Origin of the sequence: Sulfolobus islandicus Y.N.15.51, assembly GCF_000022485.1 — an archaeon.
Lineage (GTDB): Archaea > Thermoproteota > Thermoprotei_A > Sulfolobales > Sulfolobaceae > Saccharolobus > Saccharolobus islandicus.
In genome coordinates, this window is the sequence record NC_012623.1 from 852289 (window position 1) to 874625 (window position 22337).

Sequence of the window (22337 nt, forward strand, 5' to 3'; positions counted from 1 at the left end):
ATGATTTTTACGTTAATTAAAGAGATACTACGAAAGTGTCTAGATTTCTATAATGATAAATAACGCATAGATATGTTTAAATAAGATAAAGTAGAGGTATACAAAACGGTGTTTGATGCTAGAATTAATTGTTGGAGGATTTTTTGGTGATGAAGGAAAGGGAAAAGTAGCAGCTTATTTAGGTATTAAAGATAAACCAAAATTAAGTGTGAGAACAGGGTCTATTAATGCTGGCCATACAGTTACGTATTCAGGAAAGATATGGAAGCTAAGGATTATCCCATCTGCATTTGTAAATAAATCCACTGAATTAGCTCTAGCTCCCGGGGCACTTACGTCATTAGACGTCCTATTTAAAGAGATGAGGGAAACTGAAACTTATGATAGATTATATATTGATTCACATGTTGGAATTATAACTGAAGATGAGGTAAGAGAGGAGAAAAACGATCCGTATCTTATGAATGTAATTGGGAGCACTGGCCAAGGCGTCGGATATGCGGAGAGTAAAAGAATATTAAGAAAGTTAAAGTTAGCAAAGGATTATAAAGAACTTGAAAAGTTCGTCATAGATGTTCCTAGTAAAATATTGGATTATTTAGAGAATGGTTACAATATCCTTATAGAAGGAACTCAAGGACATTATCTAAGTCTATACCACGGCGAATATCCATATGTAACTAGTAGAAATACTACTGCATCAGGAATATTAAGCGAGGCCGGAATAGGACCAAAATATGTGGATCACATAATAATTACCTTCAAGAGCTACGTTACCAGAGTAGGAAAAGGCCCACTAGAGGGTGAGTTAACAGAAGAAGAGGCAAAAAAACTTGGTTTGGCAGAATATGGTACAGTAACTGGGAGATTGAGGAGAGTTGCACCATTTAATACTAAACTTGCAAGAGAAGCCATTAGAATAAATTCAGCTACAATAGTCGCCATAACCAAATTAGACGCCCTATTTAAGGATGCGTATAGAGTCAGAGAATATGAAAAACTACCCACTGAAGCCAAGAAATGGTTAGATGAACTAGAAGAAGAACTAAAAACACCTATTGGACTTATTGGCACTGGAGAAGATGCATACGACATGATAGATCTTAGAGAGGAGGTGAAGTAAATGAGCTCTTATGATGTTGTAATAATTGGAGGAGGTCCAGCTGGACTATTCGCTGCATATGAACTAGCGAATTTGGCTAAAGACAATGTTTCCAACTACAAGATACTATTAGTCGATAGGGGAGCCAGAGCAAGTAAAAGAACTTGCCCACTTTTGTCCCCGAAGGAGAAATGTACATTTTGTGATCCATGCCATATTATGTATGGTTTTGGAGGAGCGGGAACGTTCAGTAGTGGAATAATAAACCTTAGGCCAGATATTGGAGGAGAATTGCATGAAATAACGAGAAGTTGGGATAAGGCACAAGAATTAATAAACTATGTTGATGATATTTTCGTAAAATTTGGAGCTCCAAAGGACAGGGTATTTGAACCAAATATGGAAAAAGTCAAAGAAATACAAAGAAGAGCTGCAAAGGTAGGTGCTGAGTTTGTTCCAATTAGACAAAGACATATGGGGACCGATAAAACACCATTAATAATAGAGAATATTGTAAACTACGTTGAGAAGAAGGGAATTAAAATCGGTGAACTAACGGAGGTCATAGATATAGAGAAGAAGGGTAATAAATTCTTACTTAAAACTTCAAGAGGTGAAATAGAGTCTAGAATAGTCATTGCAGCTCCTGGTAGAGCTGGTGCTAAATGGTTCTATGAGCAAGCTAAAAAATTAGGAGTTGATACCATACCAGGGCCATTGGATATAGGAGTAAGAGTAGAAACTGAGTCTTTTGTATTTGATGAACTTACAGAAGCTGTATGGGATCCCAAGGTAATATTATACTCTAAGAGGTACGATGATAAAGTAAGGACGTTCTGTGTTAATCCAAGAGGATATATTATGAAAGAGGTTTACGATGACGGAACTATTGGAGTTAATGGAGAAACTTATGTCGATAAAAAGAGCAATAATACTAATTTTGCGTTCTTAACTACGATTAAACTTTCAGATCCACTTGAGGATACTATAGAATATGGCAAGAGCATAGCTAGATTAATGACTAGACTAGGTGGTGGGAAACCAATATTACAAAGGCTAATAGATTTTCAAAAAGGAAGAAGGAGCACGTGGGAGAGAATAAATAGGTCTACCGTAAAACCAACCTTAAGAGATGTGACACCAGGAGACATAAGTATGGGACTTCCTTACAGAGTAGTAGATAATTTAATAGATGGTTTAGAAAGGCTAGATAGTATAGCACCAGGTATATTCTCTTCAAATACGCTGCTATATGCACCAGAAATAAAATACTATAGCGTAAGAGCTGTAGTGGATAATAATATGGAAACTGTAGTTGATAATTTATTCGCAGCTGGTGATGGAACTGGACTTTCTAGAGGAATAAACGTAGCTGCCGCAACTGGTATATTAGCTGCAAGAGGAATTGCTATTAAGTTAGGGTTAGATTAATATATCACGTTAACGCCTTTTTAATTATGGATTTATCCGAAATTTCAGATATTGATAAGGAAATATTAATGAAACTAGAATACAACTTTCCCTTTGACCCTCAACCTTTTAAAATTATTAGTGAAGAATTAAAAATTTCTGAGGAAGAATTATTAAATAGAATTAAAAAATTGCTAGAAGATGGTATAGTTAAAAGAATAGGAATGTATGTTAGTTTTAGAGCAAAAGGAATGGATGGAGCTTTAATTGCAGCACGTATACCTCAAGATAAGATAGAAAAGTTTAGAAAGATTGCGCTAGGAATTAAAGAACTAACCCACAATTATGTTAGAGATCATCCAAAGTATAACATATGGTTTGTTTTAAAGGCAAGCGATAGAGATACGCTTAACAAGAATGTTAAAGAATTACTAAGCCAGGTGGATTGTAATGATTATGTCATATTATATTCTAAAAGAACATTGAAATTAAGTGTAAAATATGATGTCATAAGAGGTGTATCATGGAGTCCTAACAATACCATAAAAAGTCTTAATAAAGTTCCTACTGCGGAAGAACTAGGGATAGACAAACAGCTATTAACAGAGTTATCTTATCCATTAAAAATCTCACAAAGACCATTTAAAGAAATAGCGGAAAAACATAAAATGAAAGAAGATGAGCTAATCGAATTAGTTAGAGAATTATATGATAAAAATGTAATTAAAGATTATGGGGCAACCCTTAATGGAGAGAAAATAGGAATAGTTGAAAACGGGATGGTTCTGCTAGATACTAGTAATATAGAAAAAACTTGTGAAAAACTAGCTTTAAACATTCCAGAGGCTACACATGTAGTACTTAGAGAATCTAACGATGAAGGCTGGAAATATTTGTGTTATAGTATGATACATGCAAGTAGGAAAGAAACTATAAGAAATGTAGCAAATGAGATCTCGAAAGAAACAGATTCAAGAAGTTACATGATATTGTTCAGCCTAGAGAACCTAAAACCTGGGATCGTTATTTAGTTTAGAGAAAGCTCCTTTTATTTTTAACACAGATGTAGATTTAACAAGTTTTTCAATAAACTCATGATTTGAGATGTTACCTTCGTACTCTAAATAAAAGTAGTATTGCCAAGGTATCGATTTCAGTGGCCTAGAATAGATCATCAAAATATTTATGTTGTAGTCATAAAATACTTGAAGAACTTTATAAAGAGCACCAGGTTTATGAGGAACAGTAAATAATATCATGGACTTATTTCCATTGGAGCTCATTTCTTTAGATAGAACTATGAATCTAGTATAGTTATTATGTGAATTAATCGTAAGGAGAACTTTTAAATTGTAAAGCTTGGCCGCAAAAGTAGAGCAAATAGCTGCAGCCTCTGAATCTTGAGATACGATTTGTGCTGCTTTTGAAGTGCTTTCTACTGGTATGTATTCATTAAAGCCTAACTCCTTTAACTTTTCTCTAGCCTCATTAAAAGCATGGGGATGTGAGTATATTCTCTTGATCTGACTTAAATCATTACTTCTGGTTGCCAGAGCTAATTCTATCTTTCTCTCAATTTCACCTATGACATATATATTATCATAGTTGTAGAGATTATCAAGGGTTTCATTTACTGGTCCTTCTAGGCTATTTTCTATGGGAACTACACCTATGGAACCTTCTCTTTCATCGACTTTCTTAAATACTAAAGATATTATTGATTCACTCTTCAAATTTCCTTTATTAAGCAGAGTAGCTGCTTCATGTGTAAAACTTCCCTCTGGACCTAAATAATAAATTCCATCCGCATCTACCACCTAAAATCTCTACATAAGAGACTTATAAACTATTCTACAATTTTAACATCTATACCTTCATTTGCCAGATTCGTCAAAAGTAAGCTAAGAGCTTCTGAAGATTGAAGCTCGAAAGTTATATATATTTTAGTATATCCCGGTAGTACATCGCTACTATGCCTATCATGAACTATATCAATTATATTACCTCGGATCTTAACCACATAACTTAATACTTTATTTAGTTGCCCTGGCTTATCTGGAACTATTACTCTTACTTTGACAACTCTTTTTTGTCTATATAAAAACTTCTCAGTGAGAGTAGACAATAAAGATAGGTCAATATTCCCTCCACTTACTAGTGAAATTACTTTTTTGTCTATTCCATTCACTTTGACCTTTCCTGAAATTAGTGACGCAAGTGCAGCAGCCCCTGCTCCTTCTGCTAATGTTTTACTTCTTTCCAGTAGTAAAACTATTGCTTCAGCTATTTCTTCATCATCTACTAATACTATATCATCTACTAACTCATTAATGATACCAAAGGTTAATTCAGAAGGATACTTAACCAGTATGCCGTCAGCTATAGAATAGCCGGGCTCTATTTCTACAAGCCTTCCTAGATCTTTAGAAACCTTCATAGAAGGAGAAGAGGAAGACTGAACGCCTATTATCTTGACATTTGGGAATCTATACTTTAAAGCTATACTTATACCAGAAATTAGTCCTCCACCTCCTATTGGAATAATCACGTAATCTGGTTCAACATCGTATAATTCTAATCCTATAGTACCCTGCCCTACTATCACGTCTAAATCGCCATAAGGATGAACAAATATTAAACCAGTGTTTTGAATCAATTCTTCAGCTTTCTTCATACTCTCATGCAAGTACTTACCATATAGTACCACATCTGCCCCATAGGATCTTGTAGCTAAATACTTAGAAGCTGGAGCTGTTTCTGGCATCACTATAGTTGATCTAATATTCAACGTTGAAGCAGCATATGCAACTCCTTGAGCGTGATTACCTGCTGAGACAGCAATAACGCCTTTCTTTTTTTCTTCCTCCTTCAGAGATAACAGTTTATTGAAGGCACCTCTAACTTTAAATGATCCCGTTTTCTGTAAGTTTTCTAATTTAAGATAAACTTTTGCGTTTGTAATCCTAGAAAATGTTGTGGAATAGTCTATTGGAGTAGTATGTACATATTTTTCTATTTTCTCTTTTGCTAGTCTAATTCTATCAAAATATTCTAAATAATTCATCCGTAAAACCCTGCCTTCATCAATTACTCAGATTTCGAGGGCTTCTTCATAATCTCATTAATTTTTGCATTTAATTTTTTAAACGTATCTCCAAGCGTCTCTGGCATAACCTTAGTGTTAAAAATAACTGGCATAAAATTGGAATCACCATTCCATCTTGGCACGATGTGAACGTGAACGTGAGCTTCTATACCTGCTCCAGCTACTCTACCTATATTTACACCTATATTAAAACCGTCTGGGGTATAAATTTCTCTTATAGCCTTTATTGCAACACTAATTAAATTAAATATATCTAATGCCTCATCATTACTTAAAAGCTCAATTGAAGGGACATGCTTGTAAGGGACAACCATTACATGAGCAGTATTATAAGGGAATGCATTAAGTATTATGAAAGCATATTTTCCCCTATATACTACGTAATTTTGCTCATCATTTTCTTCTTTTATTACTCTACAAAATAGGCATTCATCTTGTTTTAGCTTGCTAGTTTCAGAAATATACTTAGCTCTCCATGGTGCCCATAAAATATCCATAAGTAAGATATACTTCAATGACACATAAAATATTAACTTTTACTCTTCCGCGTCCCTTATTCCTTCTTCAGTTAACGCAAACACTACTTCTCCTTCTGGTAAATGTGGTGCATCAACAACTCTAGCTATTCTTCTATTTCCTCTACTCTTTTTAAGCTGAATTCTTATCCCTGGTACGTGATAAAGAGTATGACCACCTACTGCTACGGTAGGATCTCCATAAAACATATCTGGCCTAGCCATTACTTGATTAGTTATAATCACTGCAATATCATAAACCTCTGCAAGTCTGGTTAATTGATGCAAGTGTTTGTTTAACTTCTGTTGCCTTACGGCTAAATTTTCTCTTCCAGGATATTCTGCCCTGAAATGTGAAGTTACAGAATCTACAACAATTAATTTAATTGAAGGATCTTTGCTAACTAACTCTTGTAAATCATCAACAATAGCTATTTGGTGATCTGTATTTATCGCTCTTATATAATATATATTGTTCATGACATTATCGATATCTAATCCTAGAGCTTTAGCCATATTTTCAATTCTTTCCCACCTAAAAGTACCTTCTGTATCTATATAAACTGCTTTACCAGATAAGCCACCCTTCTCGGGTGGTAATTGTACATTAACACTTAGCTGGTGACATAGCTGAGTCTTACCAGACCCAAACTCACCGAAGAATTCCGTCATAGTCCTAGTTTCTATACCACCAGCTAAAAGACCGTCTAATGCTTGACTACCAGTAGATATTTTCTTAACATTCATTCGCTCCTTTTTGACCTCTAAAGCTGTCTTAAACCTTATATCTAATGCGTCTCTCGCTTCTTTAATTATCTTTTGCGCAGTAGATAACGGAATACCAGCTGCTACACTCAGATCTTGTGGAGATGCAACTGCTAAGGTTTCAAGAGAAGAGTAACCAGCTTCTATTAGCTTATTAATTACAGTCTGGCTAATTCCAGGCAAATCATTAATCGTTTTTATACTCTTTTTCTGCTCAACTTCATTTGACATCTATTATCACCAGACACTTATACTAGACAAATACCTCTACTTTCTAATTTTTATATTTATCCACCGCGCCTTAAATACCATCCTATATCTTTAACTGGTATTACCTCGTATACTCCTCTCTTCCTATTTTCGACCTTTGCATACGCTATAAAATTGTTCATTTTATCCACAATTATCACATCATTATAATTATACGCAGAACTAATATATATAGGCTTTTTATATATAATCTTATATATCAAATTGTAATCTGATATTACTAACTTATTCTCGCACATTTCAGCTAAATACCTTCCGAAAGCCAAAGTAGGCAAGATCTCAGATCTATCATAAATAATTATTGGTGTACCAACGGAGTATGGATGAAAACCTTTACTCAATAGTCCACTTAGGAACTCCAGTAAACGGTCATTATTTACACTATTATTAGCTAACATAAACAACTGATTATATTTGCCTTTAAGCTCATAGAATGACTTGTTAGTTATAAATGTACTTAACTTATTTACACAACCATATCTTGAGAAAATAACCTCAAGTTTGGGTTTAACTTCATCTATTCCAACCTTACTAAAACTCATCTTTATTCCTTCTTTAAAAGGCATAGGAAAAACCCCTCAGTACCTTGTGTATGAGGGAAAAATCTTAAACAATTCTTCACATCGATATTAAATTTAGTATTATAATATTCTACGTATCCGTTAGAAGCAGGATATCCTTCTACACTCATGGTTTTCATACCTAATTCTTCGATAGCGAAATTAACAATTAATTCATTCTCTTCTGGTGCAACGCTACATGTTGAATAAACGATATAACCGCCCTCTTTCAATAGCTCATATGCTATCTCGATTAGAGATAGCTGTGAATATGCAAAATCCCTTAAGTCATCAATTGTGGTTTTATATCGCCTAGTAGGATCCTTTTGTATTAATCCTTCACCGCTACAAGGTGCGTCTAATAAGATTCTATCGAATTGAAATTTATTTATTCTTCTTAAATTTAATACATCGGTTTTGACTAATACAACATTCTCTGCCCCTAACCTATTAACATTACTGAGAAGAGCTCTAATCCTACTACGCTTTTTCTCAACTGCTACTACCAAACCTTTATTCTGCATTATTTGAGATACTTGTGTAGTTTTTCCACCAGGTGCCGCAGCCATATCCAAAACAAAATCATCTTGTGAAGGATTTAGGACATACGCGGGTACCATAGAAGCTAGCCCTTGAATATGATAATATCCCATGAGATACTCAAGTGTAGAACCTAGAGACGGCATAGGTGGAGTTCTTTTAATTATATAACCATGCTGAAGCCATTTGACCTTTTCCAAAATGAATCCTTTCTCTGACATCATTTCTTCCAATTTTTTGCAGTCAGTTCTCAACGTATTACATCTAATACTCTTTTTTAATGGAAAACTACAAGAATTTAGATATTCTTCTAATTCTTCTTTACTACTAAACATATTCAAATATCGTTCTATCATATAATCTAAAAATCCATACTTAGAGGCTAATCTTTTAGCCTTATAACTAGGAGAAATATGAAACAAATTGGCATTTTCACTTAAATACCTCGCTATGCGATTTTCCATCAGAGAATAATGATCGAAAAAGAGGTTAAAATAGTAGTTGAGTACCCATCATTAGACGAGTTAAGAGAATCGTTGGAGAAAGAACTAAAATTATTGGATATAGAAAAACAAGAAGATATTTACTTTAATTATGTTTATCGAAATTTCAAAATAACTGATGAAGCAGTTAGAATAAGGGTTAACAATAAGAGAATAGAGCTTACGTATAAAGGGCCTAAATTACATTCCTCATTAAAGGCTCGAGAAGAAATATCTATAGTTGTAAATGACCTTAATAAAACAATCGAACTTTTGAGGAAAATAGGGTTTTATCCCGTTATAACTATCAAAAAGACTAGAATAAATTACTTAGATAAATCATTTATTATATCATTAGATTTAGTCGAGAACTTAGGTCAATTTATAGAAATAGAGGCCATTAGTGAAATTAGTGATCAAGAGATCCATAACTATACTTCCAGCTTCATTAGAAAATATAAGATAAAAGGAAAGTTAACGACAAAATCTTATCTAGAGTTATTAATTGATAAATATGAAGCGAATCCCAAGTCAAATAGCAATACTTACTGACTTTGGGGTTAACGATAACTATAACGGGGTAATGGAGGCAGTAATAAGGAAAATAAACCCAGAGGCCAAAATCACCTATATAACTGGAAATAGCAAACCTTTTAACTTGATTGCTGGTGCATATCTATTATATACCTCTTATAAATATTTTCCTAGAAATACGATATTTCTTGTAGTTATAGATCCAGGAGTGGGTACTAGTAGAAGGCCCTTAATAGTAAAAACAAAAAATTATGTATTTATAGGTCCAAATAATGGCGTACTATACCCAGCTATAACTTCTGAGGAAATAATAAAAATTGTAGAAATAAAAAACGAGAAGGTATATTTAGCTAAAACAATTTCGAATACTTTCCACGGTAGAGATATCTTCTCCGTAGCTGCTGCTCTTATCTCAATTGGAGTAGAGCTTGATACATTCGGAAACCAAGTAAGATACGAAGATCTTACAAAATTAGATTTTACCTATAAATCGTCAAGGAATGAAATTTGCGGAAAGGTTCTTTACGTAGACCATTTTGGAAATGTAGCAACTAGTATACCTAAAGAAGCTTTGTTAAACAACTTCAAATATGGTGAAAACGTAGAGATAAAAGTAAATAATTCCAAACATAAGTGTAGATTCGTGAAAACATTCGGTTACGGAATGGAAAACGAGTTGTTGATTTACTTCAACGGTTATTTTCTGGTCGAGATAGGAATTAATAAAGGGAGTGCAAAAGATAAATTAAACGTTAGAGAAGGTGATGAGATCTGTCTAGAGGGTTATATCCAGGAAGATTTCAGCCATTCCATCTAGGTCATCTAAATGTAATTAAGTGGAGCTTAGAGAGAGTTGATGAGTTGATAATTTTAGTAGGTAGTTCACAAGAAAGCCACACTGTAACCAACCCCTTTACCGCAGGAGAGAGAGTAGAAATGATAAGAAATTCTCTTAAGTATAGCGGGATAGATTTGTCTAGAATATTTATAATACCGATGCCAGATATTTTAATGAACAACATTTGGGCACATTATGTGAGCACTTATACCCCTAAATTTGAAGTTGTATTCGCCAGAAATCCATTAGTAGTTAGAATATTCAAGGAAGCCGGATATAAAGTAGAGATTCCTCCAGCTTTTAATAGAGAAAAATATAACTCAACTTATATTAGACGTCTTATAATCCTAAACGATAATTGGAGTGAACTAGTTCCAGAACCTGTATATAAGTACATCCTACATATCCATGGAGATCAAAGATTAAGAGAGATAGTAGGTACAGATAAGTAAAAATTTTTTATACTGTTTTCTTATAACGAGCTAAAAACCTTCCCAAGCTACTTGCGATTACATGAGCACTCTTTAACACCTCTGGTATTTTTGAGTAAATTTGATATTTCTCTATAATTGACTTAGCTAAACTTAATTCGACTGTAGAGTAAAGAAAGACGTTTCCCCTCTTTGTGGGAATTTGTTTAAGATTATTTAAAACATAGAGTATCTCTCTTACTCTTTCCGTATCAGCTTGGAAGTGTTTCATAAGAGCGTTTTTGATCAGATCTACCTTCGGCATCTTAGAATAAAAGAAAATCATGTTATCAGAATAAGGTACAATATAGTTGAAACCAGCAAATATTACGCCATCTAAAATAACAATATCACCTTTTCTCAACTGCTTTAAAACATCAGTAGCATCATTTCCATCAACAGTTATGAGACCCCAATCTAAATCAATCATCTCGTAATCGTAAAAAGTAACTACAACTAATGCAGTTTTACCTTTTCCTCCCTTATATGATAATGGAAAATAACCATCATCAACCCCAGAGATCGGCAAACCTACTATCGCTTTCTATTAAAGATTTAACAATTATATTCTTATCAACAGCTAAACCTATCTCCTTAGTCTTACCATACCTACCACGATTAACAACCTTGGCTGTTAGTATACCTACCATATCTAATTCATTTATAATATCACTAACTCTTCTTTGCGTGATAGGTTCCACGCCTAACTTCTTACAAATATTCAGATAAGTCTCATATACAGCACCAGTAGTCAAAACTACGTTATCTTCTGAAGACATAGAAGCCACTGCGGTAAGAACTAACTTAGAGTGAAAAGGAAGGGTTAGTATAATATCCCTTACTCGATCCCTCTCTATTTCTTCCTTAGCTAGATGTACGTACTCCTCTTTAACCTTAGAATCCTTCAACCTCTCAGCTATTTCACCTGCAACTCTCAAAAGATCTAAAGCCCTACGTGCATCTCCATGCTCTCGTGCAGCTAATGCTGCACATAATCTAATTACATTATCCGGTAAAACTCCAGGCCTAAATGCCATTTGGGCTCGCTTTGTCAGAATATCCTCTAACTCTTCAGCGTTATAAGGGGGGAAAACTATCTCTTCTTCACTTAAACTACTTTTAACTCTAGGATCCAATAAATCTACAAACTTAACATCATTAGTTATTCCTATAAAAGAAACTTTACTCCTATTTACCTCACTATTGATCCTGCTTAACTTGTATAGAATATCGTCGTTATACCTCTTAACAAAAGCGTCTATCTCATCCAAAACTATGACAACTTGCGAATCATACTCTCTTATAGCTTTTACTAAACGTCTATACAGCTCAGCTATGGACAACCCGGTAAAAGGAACCTTTACATCTAAGGATTCTAATAAATCAGCCAATACTCTATATGGCGTATCTATCTGCCTAGTGTTAATATAGATATACTTAAATTTTCCCAAAAATTTTTTATGAAATCTAGATAAAACAAACTTTACTACAGCCGTTTTTCCTGTTCCAGTCAATCCATATATGAAAATATTGTTGGGTTTCTCTTCTCTATATAGTGGAGCTAAAATGCTTGCAATTTTTCTTATCTGATCCTCCCTATGTGGTAACTCATCTGGAATATAATCAGGCATCAAATATTCTCTATTTACAAAGATACTTGAAGTTCTAAATGAAGAAATAACTTCATCAATTATATCACTCATCTTTTCTATTGTTTGTGCTAACCCAGCTTTTAAAATATAAGCTATTTAACTGGGGAGTAAAAAACCCCTTTATTTCCACTGGAAAAATGTAAGTTGTGTCATATACAAGTCCTACCCCAGTATTTCATTTGGAGATTCTAGTGACATAAAATAAGCTTTGATTTCATTCTTATACAATTCTTTTGTATAATGGTTATCTAATTATAACAAAATGTTGCTCAAAATAATCTCCAATGGAACCGAAGGGGTGTCGCTGAAGATATGAACAGGTAAAATTTTTAATCTATCCTTGTCTTTATTTTTACTCAAGGGCCGGTAGCTCAGCCTGGAAGAGTGCTCGGTTTGCACCCGAGAGGTCCCGGGTTCAAATCCCGGCCGGTCCACCTTTTATAGATGATAATCAAGCTTGTATAATTCGGATCTATACATATCTAGGAACTTTCTCTCTTCATGAAAACTTTGATTATTGTTTTCTAGTGTTAAGAATATAGGTCTGGTAAGATGCCTGTAAGCTCTAGTTTGGTAAATTCCTAATGATAAGTTTCTTATTATATTTTTCATACTCTTATTAGCTGTATTTATAATATATTTACATTTTTTACATTTATATCCCTTATTTTTTCCTAGAGATTTTGTAGGTCCACCACATATGGGACATTTAGGATTGACCAGTTGTAGATCATTTAATTTTAATATTTCAAACCTCTCTAGCTCTATGATCTTTCCATAAGTTATGGATGGCTTTATAGCCCCATAAGCTACTATTTCGTCACCTTCTTTTAATAATTTAGCTGCACTATTTAACTCCCCAGTTTCTTTATACACGAGTAAAATATCATCGTCTGTAGTCCTAATCATTACATCTCCGCCTTCAAGTATCTTTATATTTTTTATTTGTATAACTTTCTTAATTTCTTGGTAGAAACGATTACCAACTTTTTGAAAATGAATATCGGTATTTTGGTTAGTCTTAAAAACAGCGAAGAAATTGATATCTTCATTTGATTCTATTAGTTCCATAGCCTTAATTAGGTGTTCTATGGAGGTTCCTCTAATACCATATAGGATTGGATCATTTCCGTGTGGAGTTATAAGGGGAGAGTCATTTATGTAATCATAATTTGCAAACGTTAGCGGGAACGTCTCCTCATCAACTCTCTTTACCGAATCTTCATTTATCATTCTCTTTTTGAGCCAATTTTCTTTTTTCCTATAAGTAATTAATTCATAGGTGTAATCCCCACTCATTCCTAGCGCTGCAATACTTCCGATAATACCTCTATCTCCTCTAATTTCTATATCGTTTTTCTCTGCGAATTTTTTCGCATAATCTATAGGAATGATATCTAAGATTCCTTTAATATAGAAATCGTATAGTTTTTCGAATAAAGATTTATATTTATCATATTCAATTATTGCTATTCCAGGTCTTCTTCCGTGCTCTAGTGCTAGTGAAACATTTTTAACATATTTAACTGAATATGAAAAAATTATATCTGCTAACTCTTTCTTTGTTCCGTTAAAGTCAACAATAAGTTTTATACTCGCATTACCTCTTGTCTTCCAAGGTATATTGGGGTTTAGTCTGACTAAATAAGGTAAGTCTAATAAAATAGTATTATGGTTTTTATACAAATAGGAGGTCAGAATAACAGAAAAATGTGTAGTGCAACCAAACTTGTAGGAATCGTGGTCGTCAATCCCTATTAGATATTTCATTTCTTTATTACACTTCTTCCCTCCATTATTATCATTGTTAATGTCGATCTTACTTTAGGTATCTTTCGTATCGAATTACTGATGAAATTCTTTAGCTTATCCATATTTTCAGTTTCAACTTTTATTACGATATCATATACCCCATAAACTACATATGCTTCCACGACTTCATTCATGTTTTTTAGCTTTTCGAATACCTCTTCTTCTCCTCCAGCATCTGTATTTATAAGGACTATCGCACTAGCCACTTTTATCCACAGAGTTTTAATTTTATATAGCTATAAGAACTTTGCGACAATTAATGTACTTTTTTTGATTGATTTTGGAAAAGACAAAAGTATATATAAAGATAACCAACAATTCAAATAATTTTAAAAAATAACCCTAAATATTTAATATATAATGATATAGGTGATAAAGGTAAGCTTAGTCTTTTAGAGAAGGACAATAACGATATATTTTAACTAGAGACGAAATTTATAACGTCTAAAGATCTCGATAATAAACTATCACTTTAACACTGTAGAAAGTTTGTATTGTTTTCACTAATATACTAGTAGGGACCCCTAGCATAACCCGGCTTCTGTACTGGGGGATTCGACTAAGCGTACTGCAAGGAGTCAACCCTTTATTCATTCCCCTTTAACTTGCTCCCAAGAGGTCTACCGTTTCAAGTCCCGATACTTTCATCTATCACGTACTACTAGCAATTACTTGCTAGTAGTTCCGTTCATCTATCTAGTATTAAGACTTCGTTTCTGTGTAGTTGCCAGGGATTCTATCCCTACCCCTTTCGGGGTTCTTGCAAGGGTTGGAGGCCGGAGTTTCCTCAGGTTTTATCCCGTTACCCCCGCTAGGGGTCCCATAATTAACTTTCTCGTTATAGCTTTAAAATAGTTTTGTGATCACTATAACGATAATTGTTAATGCTAGACTAGCTCCTATTACAATTTTAGGATTTATCTTGATTTTCTCGTTTTCCTCCTCATAATATCTAATTAATCCTGCCATTGACATTACTGGGACAGTCTCTTTTTTCTTCTTTGATGAAGGCATTATAAACCCCTCTTCCTTGGTTATTTATTCTTTATTCCCCTTATTATTTTTATTGCCTTATCGACGTCTCTTTCAATTATATTTCCAGTAACAATTATATTTGCTCCAGCTTCAACTAATTTTAAAGCGACTTCCACGCTTCTTATTCCACCTCCTATAATTAACGGGATACTGGAAGCCTTTTTGATAAAAGATATCATTTCTGGCCTTATTGGTTCTGGGGCTCCAGATCCGGCCTCGAGGTAAACAAAATCCATTCCTAAATACTCCGCGGCTAAAGTATAGGCAGTTGCTAACTCAAAATTATCATAGGGTATTACTCTGGCCTTGCCTATGTGTGCTGCAGTACCTCCATGTCCTACTATTACATAAGCAGTTGGTATTACCTCCATTTGTAACATTTTTATGATTGGAGCAGCTACTATTTGCGCACCTATCACATAATATATATCGTCAGAGTTTAATAGGGATAAAAATAATAATGCATCAGCCTTCTCAGATAAAAGGTTTATATTGCTAGGGAATATAATCTTCGGTATTTCATAATCGTCAAGTAAGGATATGACAAAATCTAATTTATCTTTAGAAACACCTAATGTGCCTCCAATAAGAAACGCATCGGTTCCAACGTTATATAAGTTCTTAGCAATATATTTAAGTTCTTCACTAGAATTAATTTTAAATGGGTCTAGGAGAGAAAAATGTAATTTCTCATTATCATTTAACTTGTCCATGAGGTATTTCTTCACTTTCCCCTTCAATTTCATTTTCTTCTTCCGTATTTTCATTAGTTCTCTCTTTTATTTGTAATCTTCCCTCCAAGTACATGTCTATGAATTTGGAATAAGCATTTGCCTCATCAAATACAGAGGGTACTTCAATTTCAGTATAAAGACCACAACTTCCACATGTAATTGTTGCAATATTATCTTTTATCTTTACACTAATTGAGACCTTTCCACATCTAGGGCACTCAAATGTTTTCGGTAATTTAGGCTTTACTCTGATAATTTTAGTCCTCTTTCGTCTTTTCCCTCCCATAATCGACCACTATTTATTTTTACCTTTCTTCTTTTTCGTATAAATGTCTTTTGTACTTGAAGACTTTATTGGAAATTCCATTAATATTATATAAATTATTATAAATGCCAATATCAAAATCCCAGATATAAATACTAACTGCACATCGTTCAAAGTCAACTCTCCACATTGCTCAATATTCTTCTCAGTTTTAAAGATTTTCCACAAGTGTATATCTCGGTTAAAATTTCTTTAAAATCCTCTGTATATAACTCAATTTTTGTTAATTGATCCTTCTCTAATGCATATTTTAAACCTAAAGTATGATAGCAAAAGTCATACTTGTTTCTTAAAAGTACATTGAATAAATAAAATGGACAACTACAGTAATTAAGATCAAGGGTGTAATCGTTATTACGTCCAATATAAATAAAAATCGTGAACAAAGTACCTTTAAGAGATAGACTTACAAATCTTCCTTCTTTAACTACTCTTCTAGCTTTCAATAGAAGATGCCTATTTGTTTGATTTGAAGACACTTATACTTCTTTATCCCGTCTAAGGATTAATAATTTATCTAATAATCAGTTTCACTATCGCTAGTCGATTGCTAAATTGTTTAGATCGTGGCAGAATTTCTAGTATCGTTGTTCCATGATTCATTGGAGATAAAAGTTGTCATAACATTATTTCTGACCTCCACTGCCCTAAAGGAGAAGCTTAAGGTTGTGATCTGTTAAAATATTATATAATATCGACTTTTTCGATTAAAATATGATAAAATTTAAAGTTTGGGCCCGCTGGGATTTGAACCCAGGACCTCCGCCGCGTCAGGGCGACGTCCTAACCAGGCTAGACGACGGGCCCTTAATACTAGGTTATTGTTTTCTCTTTTAAACTTTACCTTCTACTAATTGTAAATACTTACATAAAAAGAAGGATGCCAAACTTACGGCTCCTAAATCTTGAGCATCTTCTACTATTCTTACATACTCCCCTAGAGATTGTTCTATTTTGTTAAAACCACTCCCTTCTATTCCAGAAAATATTATCAATATTTTATCATATTTCATAAGAATATTAAAATCAATTTGTTTTTCAGCATTCTGTGATACTAGGAGTGTAATTTCTGGTTTTAATAGATCTATAGCGTCCTTTAGTTCTGGCAGTACCAAAATAGGCTTATTATATTTAAATGCTAGTTTACTAACTTCTGGAACTCCAGATTGCGCAGCTGTCCCACCTAACTTAGTGAGAACTAAATACTTTACGTACTTTATATTAAAGGCTAATTTAGAAAAGTCCAAGAGTCTTTGATTACTAGTTAGGTTATGTAGGCCGAAATATAACTCTTTCATTTAGTATACCCAGAATCTCTTTAGCTATAGCGGTAGATAAGGCTACTGGAACAGATTCACCTACTTGATTATACTGTTCATCTTTGCTTCCTAAAAATACATGATCATCAGGATAACTCATTAGTCTGGCCTGCTCTCTCACAGTTAAGAATCTATCATGGAATGGGTGTATAAATCTAGAATTACCCAAAATTGTAGGTGCTAGATCGAATGGAGAAAGTCTAATATATAGTGGCATACTTTTTCCCTTACTCGCCTTGTACATTGTTAAATACTCTCCGTACCCAATTTTAGAAATTTTCAGAAGTTTTTTCTCGTTAGGCTCGCTTACCTCGTTATTAGGAACGTCTAGTTTGCTATCTAAATCATGAATCGCATCATAAACTGTGACTCTTTTTTGAATTTTAATAGGCAATATTTTAACGTTTGAGATGAATACCCTATTTCGTTTAGATGGGTTACCATAATCTTCAGCATGTAATATATTGAAGAATATATTATTGTATCCAGCTCTTTTAAATTCATTAATTAGAGCATCTCTTAGTGATTGAGTTTCAATAATCGCTGGAACATTTTCCATTACAAAGATTTTCGGTTTTAGTTCATCCACAATCCTTATGAATTCCAGTGTTAAACTCCCTCTTTGATCTAAATATAATCTATCTAAAGGATCTTGCATACGTAAGGGATTAGCTGCAGTATATCCCTCACATGGAGGGCCTCCAATTATTACGTCTATTTCATCCCCTACATTTTTTAAAATCTCTTTTCCACTTATTTGTCTTATATCGTCTTCGATTACTATTGTATTTGGAAAATTTAATGAATATGTTCTAGCTGCAGCGTGATTTATATCTATTGCTAATTTAGGCTCTATTCCTAATTTTTTGAAACCTAATGAAAATCCTCCAGCTCCAGAAAATAGATCAATGACTTTTATTTGCCCCAAAGTTTTGTCTCCTTATCTATCTCTTCCTCTATTTGTCTTATTTTTTGCTCCAAGAATGACTTAATCTTTTCCGTATCATAGTAGGTTAGTTGAGATCCACATTTCAAACATTTAAATTCATTTTCAAACGCTTCCTCAAATGAATATCTACTATTATCTTGTGGACATATGAAGAACGTATTATTTTTCTCATATTCTAATCTTGATTTTAATTTATCCAATATTAACCTTTTTCTATTTAATAGTATCTCATTAATTTGATCTATGTTAGGCTTCCAATAATAAATGAACCATCCGCTATCTTTATCCCTTGTTTTCCTATAACTTACAAAACCTTGCTCCTCCAGCAAATTCAATTTCTTTCTCACATCATTAACCTTTATATTAAGCTGATTCGCTATTTCTTCATCTGTCATTTCAGTCCCTTTTTCTAGTAGCACTCGCAAAACATCAATCACGTCATCTCCCAACAAACTTTTCGCTAGATTAATAAACAAGTCCTCTGCATTAACCATTTCTTATCACCTTCTTGCCAACATTCTGAGGTAATATCTTTATTTTCGCATCTCCAAATTCCATATATAGCTCTCGTCCCTTATAAATTCTGTCTAAAAAAATTGCCAGTGCTGCTACTTCAGAATGTGGCTGATTCCCTATTGCTATGTTGTAATCCACATTACGATAATACCAACCTTCAACTTTTTCTGCTCCTACAATTATTAATAGAGGATATTTTATTTTATCAAGCTTATCTTGAAGATCGTTAATATTAATTCCATACATTGTTAAGTGTATTACCGTACCTCCTTTTTCTTTCCATTCATTTACAATATTCTTGCCGTTTTCGATTTCTTTTACCAAAAAATATGACGATCCACCCCAACTATCTATGACTTTTGATATAGATTTTATCATTTTTTCATCTTTACCTTCGATATAAACACCCTTAGCTCCAAAAGCTCTTGCTACTAAGATTACATGTGTTGTCACTCTTTTATCTCTAGCTGGTCTATGGCCTAACCTTAAAACATATATATCTTTCAACTCAACTGTGTTGTTAGCTGGTATATCCTCTCCCTTAATAATTCAAGATTTGTTCTCTTTAAAGCTGATATAGGTATGACATCGAATATGGGAGAATATAACTCTTTTGATAGCTTTTCTATTAGATTAAGCTTTTTATATAAATCGCCATCAATTTTATCAATTTTATTAAGGGCTACTAGTATAGGCTTACCCGAAACTCCTATTTCTCTTAAAATTTCGAAAGAGGATTGCAAAGTCTCAATTAGTAAATTTTCCGAAAACATAGAATCTATTACAAGAATTAATGCATCTGAGTATTTTGCTTCTGACAGAGTGACGAAGAAAGCATCTACAATTTGTGGTGGAATTCCTCTAATAAATCCTACAGTATCAACTAGCATAATCTTTCTATTATTTATAGAGAGGGCATATCTTTTAGGTGACATTGTGGTAAATAGTTTTGTATCAACTTTCTGTGTTAACCCGGTTAATGAGTTAAATAACGAGGTCTTTCCGGAGTTTGTATATCCTACGATTCCAACAGAAGGAATATTGTTCCTCTTATTAGATTCTATGGATTTTTCTTTAAAGGCCTTTATATTTTCTAATTCCTTCATAAGTTTATTGATTCTTCTTTTATAAAATTTTATTGTAGATTCTACTCCATACGTTCCAGCTCCTAAAGGACCTTGTTGTTCGCCTATTTTTGATTTAGTATACGTTTCCTTTATTATCGGTAGTTCATACTTAAGCCTGGCCAGTTCTATTTGCATTTTTGCTTCTTTTGACCCTGCATGCAATGCAAATATTTCTAAGAGAAGGAGTATTTTGTCTAGGATCTCTTTTCCTTTTAGTTCTTTTCTCAGATTTATAAAGTGTCTGGGCTTAAGTTGTTCGAATACGATTAAAGTGGAAATCTCCTCGTCGTTTTTAATTTGTTGCAGCTTATCATATTGTATATAAAATTTCACATTAGGCGATTTTGGTAATTTGTAAATCCTAACTATCTTGTAGTTAGCCCCCTCAACTAACGCGATTGCCTCTTCCTTAAATTCTTCAGATACAAAAAGAACTGCACTTTTCACTTCTTTCCCTCTTTAATATTAACTACATCCCCTAAGGTTAATTCTGTTTCATCGAATTCTTTCTCGCTTTCTTCATTTTCTAATGGGGTAACTAGCTTAATACCAAGAATTTTCTCTAGCTGTCTGGCTTGAGAGATTGTAGGCTTCAATTTACCACTTTCAAATCTTTTAATGATATTTTCCGATACTTTTAATTTCTGTGCTAATTGTTGTTGTGAGATACCCAATTGTTCTCTAGCATTTTTAATAATCTTGTAATAGTCTGCTACAATTTCTAATTCAGTATCTGCCATTTTAGGCGGTTTAGGAGTGGTTTTCTTTTGTGTTTCACTTTTCTTATTATCCTCTTTTACTATCACTGCATGCTTTCTTATTCTATTGTAACATGAATTACATACAGTAATAATTGAGCCTTCATATGACATAGTTATACCTTTACCATGAATTGGAGATCCACATAATTCACAGTATTCTTCACTATTAGCTTGCATATAGATACCTATTGTAAATACTTGTATTAAACATTTTTAGTCTATGTCAAACAAGTATATATACGAGTTAAATTGTCCGGAGATTTTGACACAATAAGGGATGCTTCTTCTTCAGACGAGGTTCAATTGGTTAGATTATTAGAAGAAAAAATCAAGTCATTACAGATTGAAATTGAAAATCTAAGAAAAGAACTAAATTATTATAAAGCAGAAATGGAAAAAATGTTAAGTCCTCCATTAATTGAGGCAGTTGTATTAGACGTTTTACCAGACGGTAGAGTACTAGTTAGAAGTTCGTCTGGACCAAATTTAGTAGTAAATGTAGCTAGTCATATTGATCAAAAATTAATAAAGCCTGGAGTATCTGTTGCCTTAAATCAAAGAGGATCTACTATATTAGAGGTTTTGCCACAGAAGGAAGATCCAATTGTAAAGACAATGGAAATTGTGGAAAAACCTAACGTAACTTATTCTGAGATAGGTGGATTAGAAGAGCAAATAAAGGAGTTAAGGGAAGTTGTGGAATTACCTTTGAAGAAGCCTGAGATATTTAGAGAGATAGGAGTAGAACCACCAAAGGGAGTTTTATTATATGGTCCGCCAGGTACTGGAAAGACTATGTTGGCAAAAGCAGTAGCTACTGAGAGTAATGCCGTCTTCATTCATGTTGTTGCTTCAGAGTTCGCACAAAAATTTGTGGGGGAAGGTGCTAGGATAGTTAGAGAGTTATTTGAAATGGCTAAAAGAAAGGCACCATCAATAATCTTCATTGATGAAATTGATGCCATAGGTGCTAAGAGAATAGATATAGGAACAAGTGGAGAAAGGGAGATACAGAGAACGTTAATGCAGCTCTTGGCTGAGCTCGATGGATTTAATCCGTTGGATAACGTTAAGATCATTGCAGCTACGAATAGGATAGACATATTGGATCCTGCATTATTGCGACCTGGTAGATTTGATAGGATAATAGAGGTTCCCTTACCAGATTTTAGAGGAAGAACTGAGATATTTAACATATACCTAAAGAAAATGAAAGTCGAGGATAATATAAATCTTGAATTATTGTCGCAGCTTTCAGAAGGATTTAGTGGTGCTGATATTAAGAATGTTTGTGTTGAAGCAGCGTATATGGCAATTAGGGATGGTAGGAATAAGGTTACAATGAAGGATTTAGTTAATGCTATAACCAAGATTAATGTTAAAAGGAATAATATGGAGAGTATGAAAGAGAGGCGAGAGAAGTATAGCTAAGTATAAAGAGTTTTTAAGTGAACCAGTAGAAGCAAGCTATAATGAAATCTCAACCTTACGTTACATTGCTGAATATCAATTCGA

Annotated in this window: 26 protein-coding genes, 2 tRNA genes, 1 other RNA gene and 1 pseudogene; 8 read left to right on the plus strand and 22 right to left on the minus strand. The window is 33.6% G+C overall.

The features are described 5' to 3' along the window. Positions 1-115 precede the first annotated feature (115 nt). The 3 genes from YN1551_RS04595 to YN1551_RS04605 are packed head-to-tail and all read left to right on the plus strand — an operon-like array spanning position 116 to position 3543. Positions 116-1123 carry an adenylosuccinate synthetase gene (locus tag YN1551_RS04595; RefSeq protein WP_012714022.1) on the plus strand — a complete coding sequence of 336 codons (1008 nt, stop codon included), beginning with the start codon at positions 116-118 and terminating at the stop codon, positions 1121-1123. Continuing rightward, a complete protein-coding gene (locus YN1551_RS04600) occupies positions 1124-2533 on the plus strand; it encodes an NAD(P)/FAD-dependent oxidoreductase (protein ID WP_012714021.1) in 1410 nt (469 codons plus the stop codon). Between the two features lie 26 nt (positions 2534-2559). Beyond that, positions 2560-3543 (plus strand): Lrp/AsnC family transcriptional regulator, encoded by a 984-nt coding sequence (locus YN1551_RS04605; RefSeq protein WP_012711867.1) that lies wholly within the window; start codon positions 2560-2562, stop codon positions 3541-3543. Here YN1551_RS04605 and YN1551_RS04610 read toward each other — a convergent pair. From YN1551_RS04610 to YN1551_RS04635, 6 genes are read right to left on the minus strand one after another with little or no spacing between them, the layout of a single operon-like run. After that, positions 3520-4329: a prephenate dehydratase gene (locus YN1551_RS04610; RefSeq protein ID WP_012717283.1), complete on the minus strand. Its 810-nt coding sequence runs from the start codon at positions 4327-4329 to the stop codon at positions 3520-3522. The genes YN1551_RS04605 and YN1551_RS04610 overlap by 24 nt on opposite strands. 29 nt (positions 4330-4358) lie before the next feature. Then, entirely contained in the window at positions 4359-5576 is a 1218-nt protein-coding gene (gene ilvA / locus YN1551_RS04615; protein WP_012711865.1) for a threonine ammonia-lyase, read from the minus strand. Positions 5577-5599: 23 nt separating this feature from the next. Further along, positions 5600-6115 carry an HIT family protein gene (locus tag YN1551_RS04620; RefSeq protein WP_012711864.1) on the minus strand — a complete coding sequence of 172 codons (516 nt, stop codon included), beginning with the start codon at positions 6113-6115 and terminating at the stop codon, positions 5600-5602. A gap of 39 nt (positions 6116-6154) precedes the next feature. Then, the gene (gene radA / locus YN1551_RS04625) at positions 6155-7129 is read right to left on the minus strand and encodes a DNA repair and recombination protein RadA (RefSeq protein WP_012711863.1); all 975 of its coding nucleotides are present in this window, start codon (positions 7127-7129) and stop codon (positions 6155-6157) included. Between the two features lie 56 nt (positions 7130-7185). Continuing rightward, positions 7186-7734: a hypothetical protein gene (locus YN1551_RS04630; RefSeq protein WP_012711862.1), complete on the minus strand. Its 549-nt coding sequence runs from the start codon at positions 7732-7734 to the stop codon at positions 7186-7188. Next, the gene (locus YN1551_RS04635; protein ID WP_012717284.1) at positions 7713-8732 is read right to left on the minus strand and encodes an RsmB/NOP family class I SAM-dependent RNA methyltransferase; all 1020 of its coding nucleotides are present in this window, start codon (positions 8730-8732) and stop codon (positions 7713-7715) included. Before YN1551_RS04635 ends, YN1551_RS04630 begins: the two co-directional genes overlap by 22 nt. Positions 8733-8741: 9 nt before the next feature. Here YN1551_RS04635 and cyaB point away from each other — a divergent pair, with 9 nt between their 5' ends. Genes cyaB through YN1551_RS04650 form a run of 3 tightly spaced genes read left to right on the plus strand, consistent with a single transcriptional unit; the run spans position 8742 to position 10574 of the window. After that, positions 8742-9302 (plus strand): class IV adenylate cyclase, encoded by a 561-nt coding sequence (gene cyaB / locus YN1551_RS04640; protein ID WP_012714018.1) that lies wholly within the window; start codon positions 8742-8744, stop codon positions 9300-9302. Further along, positions 9265-10101 carry an SAM hydrolase/SAM-dependent halogenase family protein gene (locus YN1551_RS04645; protein ID WP_012717285.1) on the plus strand — a complete coding sequence of 279 codons (837 nt, stop codon included), beginning with the start codon at positions 9265-9267 and terminating at the stop codon, positions 10099-10101. Before cyaB ends, YN1551_RS04645 begins: the two co-directional genes overlap by 38 nt. After that, positions 10056-10574, plus strand: a complete 519-nt coding sequence (locus tag YN1551_RS04650; protein ID WP_029163861.1) for a nicotinamide-nucleotide adenylyltransferase — start codon at positions 10056-10058, stop codon at positions 10572-10574. The genes YN1551_RS04645 and YN1551_RS04650 overlap by 46 nt, the downstream gene beginning before the upstream one ends. A gap of 7 nt (positions 10575-10581) precedes the next feature. Here YN1551_RS04650 and YN1551_RS04655 read toward each other — a convergent pair whose 3' ends face one another. Together YN1551_RS04655 and YN1551_RS04660 are read right to left on the minus strand one after the other, a co-directional pair. Beyond that, positions 10582-11121 carry an endonuclease dU gene (locus YN1551_RS04655; RefSeq protein ID WP_012714017.1) on the minus strand — a complete coding sequence of 180 codons (540 nt, stop codon included), beginning with the start codon at positions 11119-11121 and terminating at the stop codon, positions 10582-10584. Continuing rightward, positions 11102-12295 (minus strand): Cdc6/Cdc18 family protein, encoded by a 1194-nt coding sequence (locus YN1551_RS04660; RefSeq protein ID WP_012714016.1) that lies wholly within the window; start codon positions 12293-12295, stop codon positions 11102-11104. The genes YN1551_RS04655 and YN1551_RS04660 overlap by 20 nt, the downstream gene beginning before the upstream one ends. A 309-nt stretch (positions 12296-12604) precedes the next feature. On the opposite strand from YN1551_RS04660, the gene YN1551_RS04665 reads away from it, so the two are divergent. Next, positions 12605-12678 (plus strand) — tRNA-Ala (locus YN1551_RS04665). A 4-nt stretch (positions 12679-12682) separates the two neighbouring features. Here YN1551_RS04665 and YN1551_RS04670 read toward each other — a convergent pair. The 14 genes and pseudogenes from YN1551_RS04670 to YN1551_RS04730 form a co-directional block, all read right to left on the minus strand. After that, positions 12683-14014, minus strand: a complete 1332-nt coding sequence (locus YN1551_RS04670) for a tRNA(Ile)(2)-agmatinylcytidine synthase (protein WP_012717286.1) — start codon at positions 14012-14014, stop codon at positions 12683-12685. Further along, positions 14011-14262 carry an Lrp/AsnC ligand binding domain-containing protein gene (locus tag YN1551_RS04675; RefSeq protein ID WP_009990524.1) on the minus strand — a complete coding sequence of 84 codons (252 nt, stop codon included), beginning with the start codon at positions 14260-14262 and terminating at the stop codon, positions 14011-14013. The genes YN1551_RS04670 and YN1551_RS04675 overlap by 4 nt, the downstream gene beginning before the upstream one ends. A gap of 311 nt (positions 14263-14573) precedes the next feature. After that, positions 14574-14878, minus strand: an RNA gene (gene rnpB, locus YN1551_RS15540) — RNase P RNA component. Positions 14879-14902: 24 nt separating this feature from the next. Next, positions 14903-15070, minus strand: a complete 168-nt coding sequence (locus tag YN1551_RS04680; protein WP_012711854.1) for a preprotein translocase subunit Sec61beta — start codon at positions 15068-15070, stop codon at positions 14903-14905. Positions 15071-15090: 20 nt separating this feature from the next. Next, positions 15091-15837, minus strand: a complete 747-nt coding sequence (locus YN1551_RS04685; protein ID WP_457852378.1) for a phosphoglycerol geranylgeranyltransferase — start codon at positions 15835-15837, stop codon at positions 15091-15093. Then, positions 15788-16111, minus strand: a complete 324-nt coding sequence (locus tag YN1551_RS04690; protein WP_012711852.1) for a transcriptional regulator — start codon at positions 16109-16111, stop codon at positions 15788-15790. The genes YN1551_RS04685 and YN1551_RS04690 overlap by 50 nt, the downstream gene beginning before the upstream one ends. A 155-nt stretch (positions 16112-16266) precedes the next feature. After that, entirely contained in the window at positions 16267-16629 is a 363-nt protein-coding gene (locus tag YN1551_RS04695; RefSeq protein WP_012714013.1) for an SWIM zinc finger family protein, read from the minus strand. A 253-nt stretch (positions 16630-16882) separates the two neighbouring features. Continuing rightward, a tRNA-Val gene (locus tag YN1551_RS04700) sits at positions 16883-16957 on the minus strand. 26 nt (positions 16958-16983) lie between these two features. After that, the gene (locus tag YN1551_RS04705; RefSeq protein ID WP_012717288.1) at positions 16984-17448 is read right to left on the minus strand and encodes a RecB-family nuclease; all 465 of its coding nucleotides are present in this window, start codon (positions 17446-17448) and stop codon (positions 16984-16986) included. After that, positions 17420-18388: a DNA cytosine methyltransferase gene (locus tag YN1551_RS04710; RefSeq protein WP_238527878.1), complete on the minus strand. Its 969-nt coding sequence runs from the start codon at positions 18386-18388 to the stop codon at positions 17420-17422. The genes YN1551_RS04705 and YN1551_RS04710 overlap by 29 nt, the downstream gene beginning before the upstream one ends. Continuing rightward, positions 18375-18912: pseudogene (tfe, locus tag YN1551_RS04715) on the minus strand (transcription factor E). The gene YN1551_RS04710 and the pseudogene tfe overlap by 14 nt, the downstream one beginning before the upstream one ends. Then, positions 18905-19387: a tRNA methyltransferase gene (locus tag YN1551_RS04720; RefSeq protein WP_039698602.1), complete on the minus strand. Its 483-nt coding sequence runs from the start codon at positions 19385-19387 to the stop codon at positions 18905-18907. Before YN1551_RS04720 ends, tfe begins: the two are co-directional and overlap by 8 nt. Positions 19388-19437: 50 nt before the next feature. Beyond that, entirely contained in the window at positions 19438-20508 is a 1071-nt protein-coding gene (gene hflX, locus YN1551_RS04725) for a GTPase HflX (RefSeq protein WP_012711836.1), read from the minus strand. Beyond that, the gene (locus YN1551_RS04730) at positions 20505-20999 is read right to left on the minus strand and encodes a multiprotein bridging factor aMBF1 (protein ID WP_012717290.1); all 495 of its coding nucleotides are present in this window, start codon (positions 20997-20999) and stop codon (positions 20505-20507) included. Before YN1551_RS04730 ends, hflX begins: the two co-directional genes overlap by 4 nt. A 72-nt stretch (positions 21000-21071) precedes the next feature. Here YN1551_RS04730 and YN1551_RS04735 point away from each other — a divergent pair, with 72 nt between their 5' ends. Continuing rightward, entirely contained in the window at positions 21072-22253 is a 1182-nt protein-coding gene (locus tag YN1551_RS04735) for a proteasome-activating nucleotidase (RefSeq protein WP_012717291.1), read from the plus strand. Positions 22254-22337: the final 84 nt, after the last annotated feature.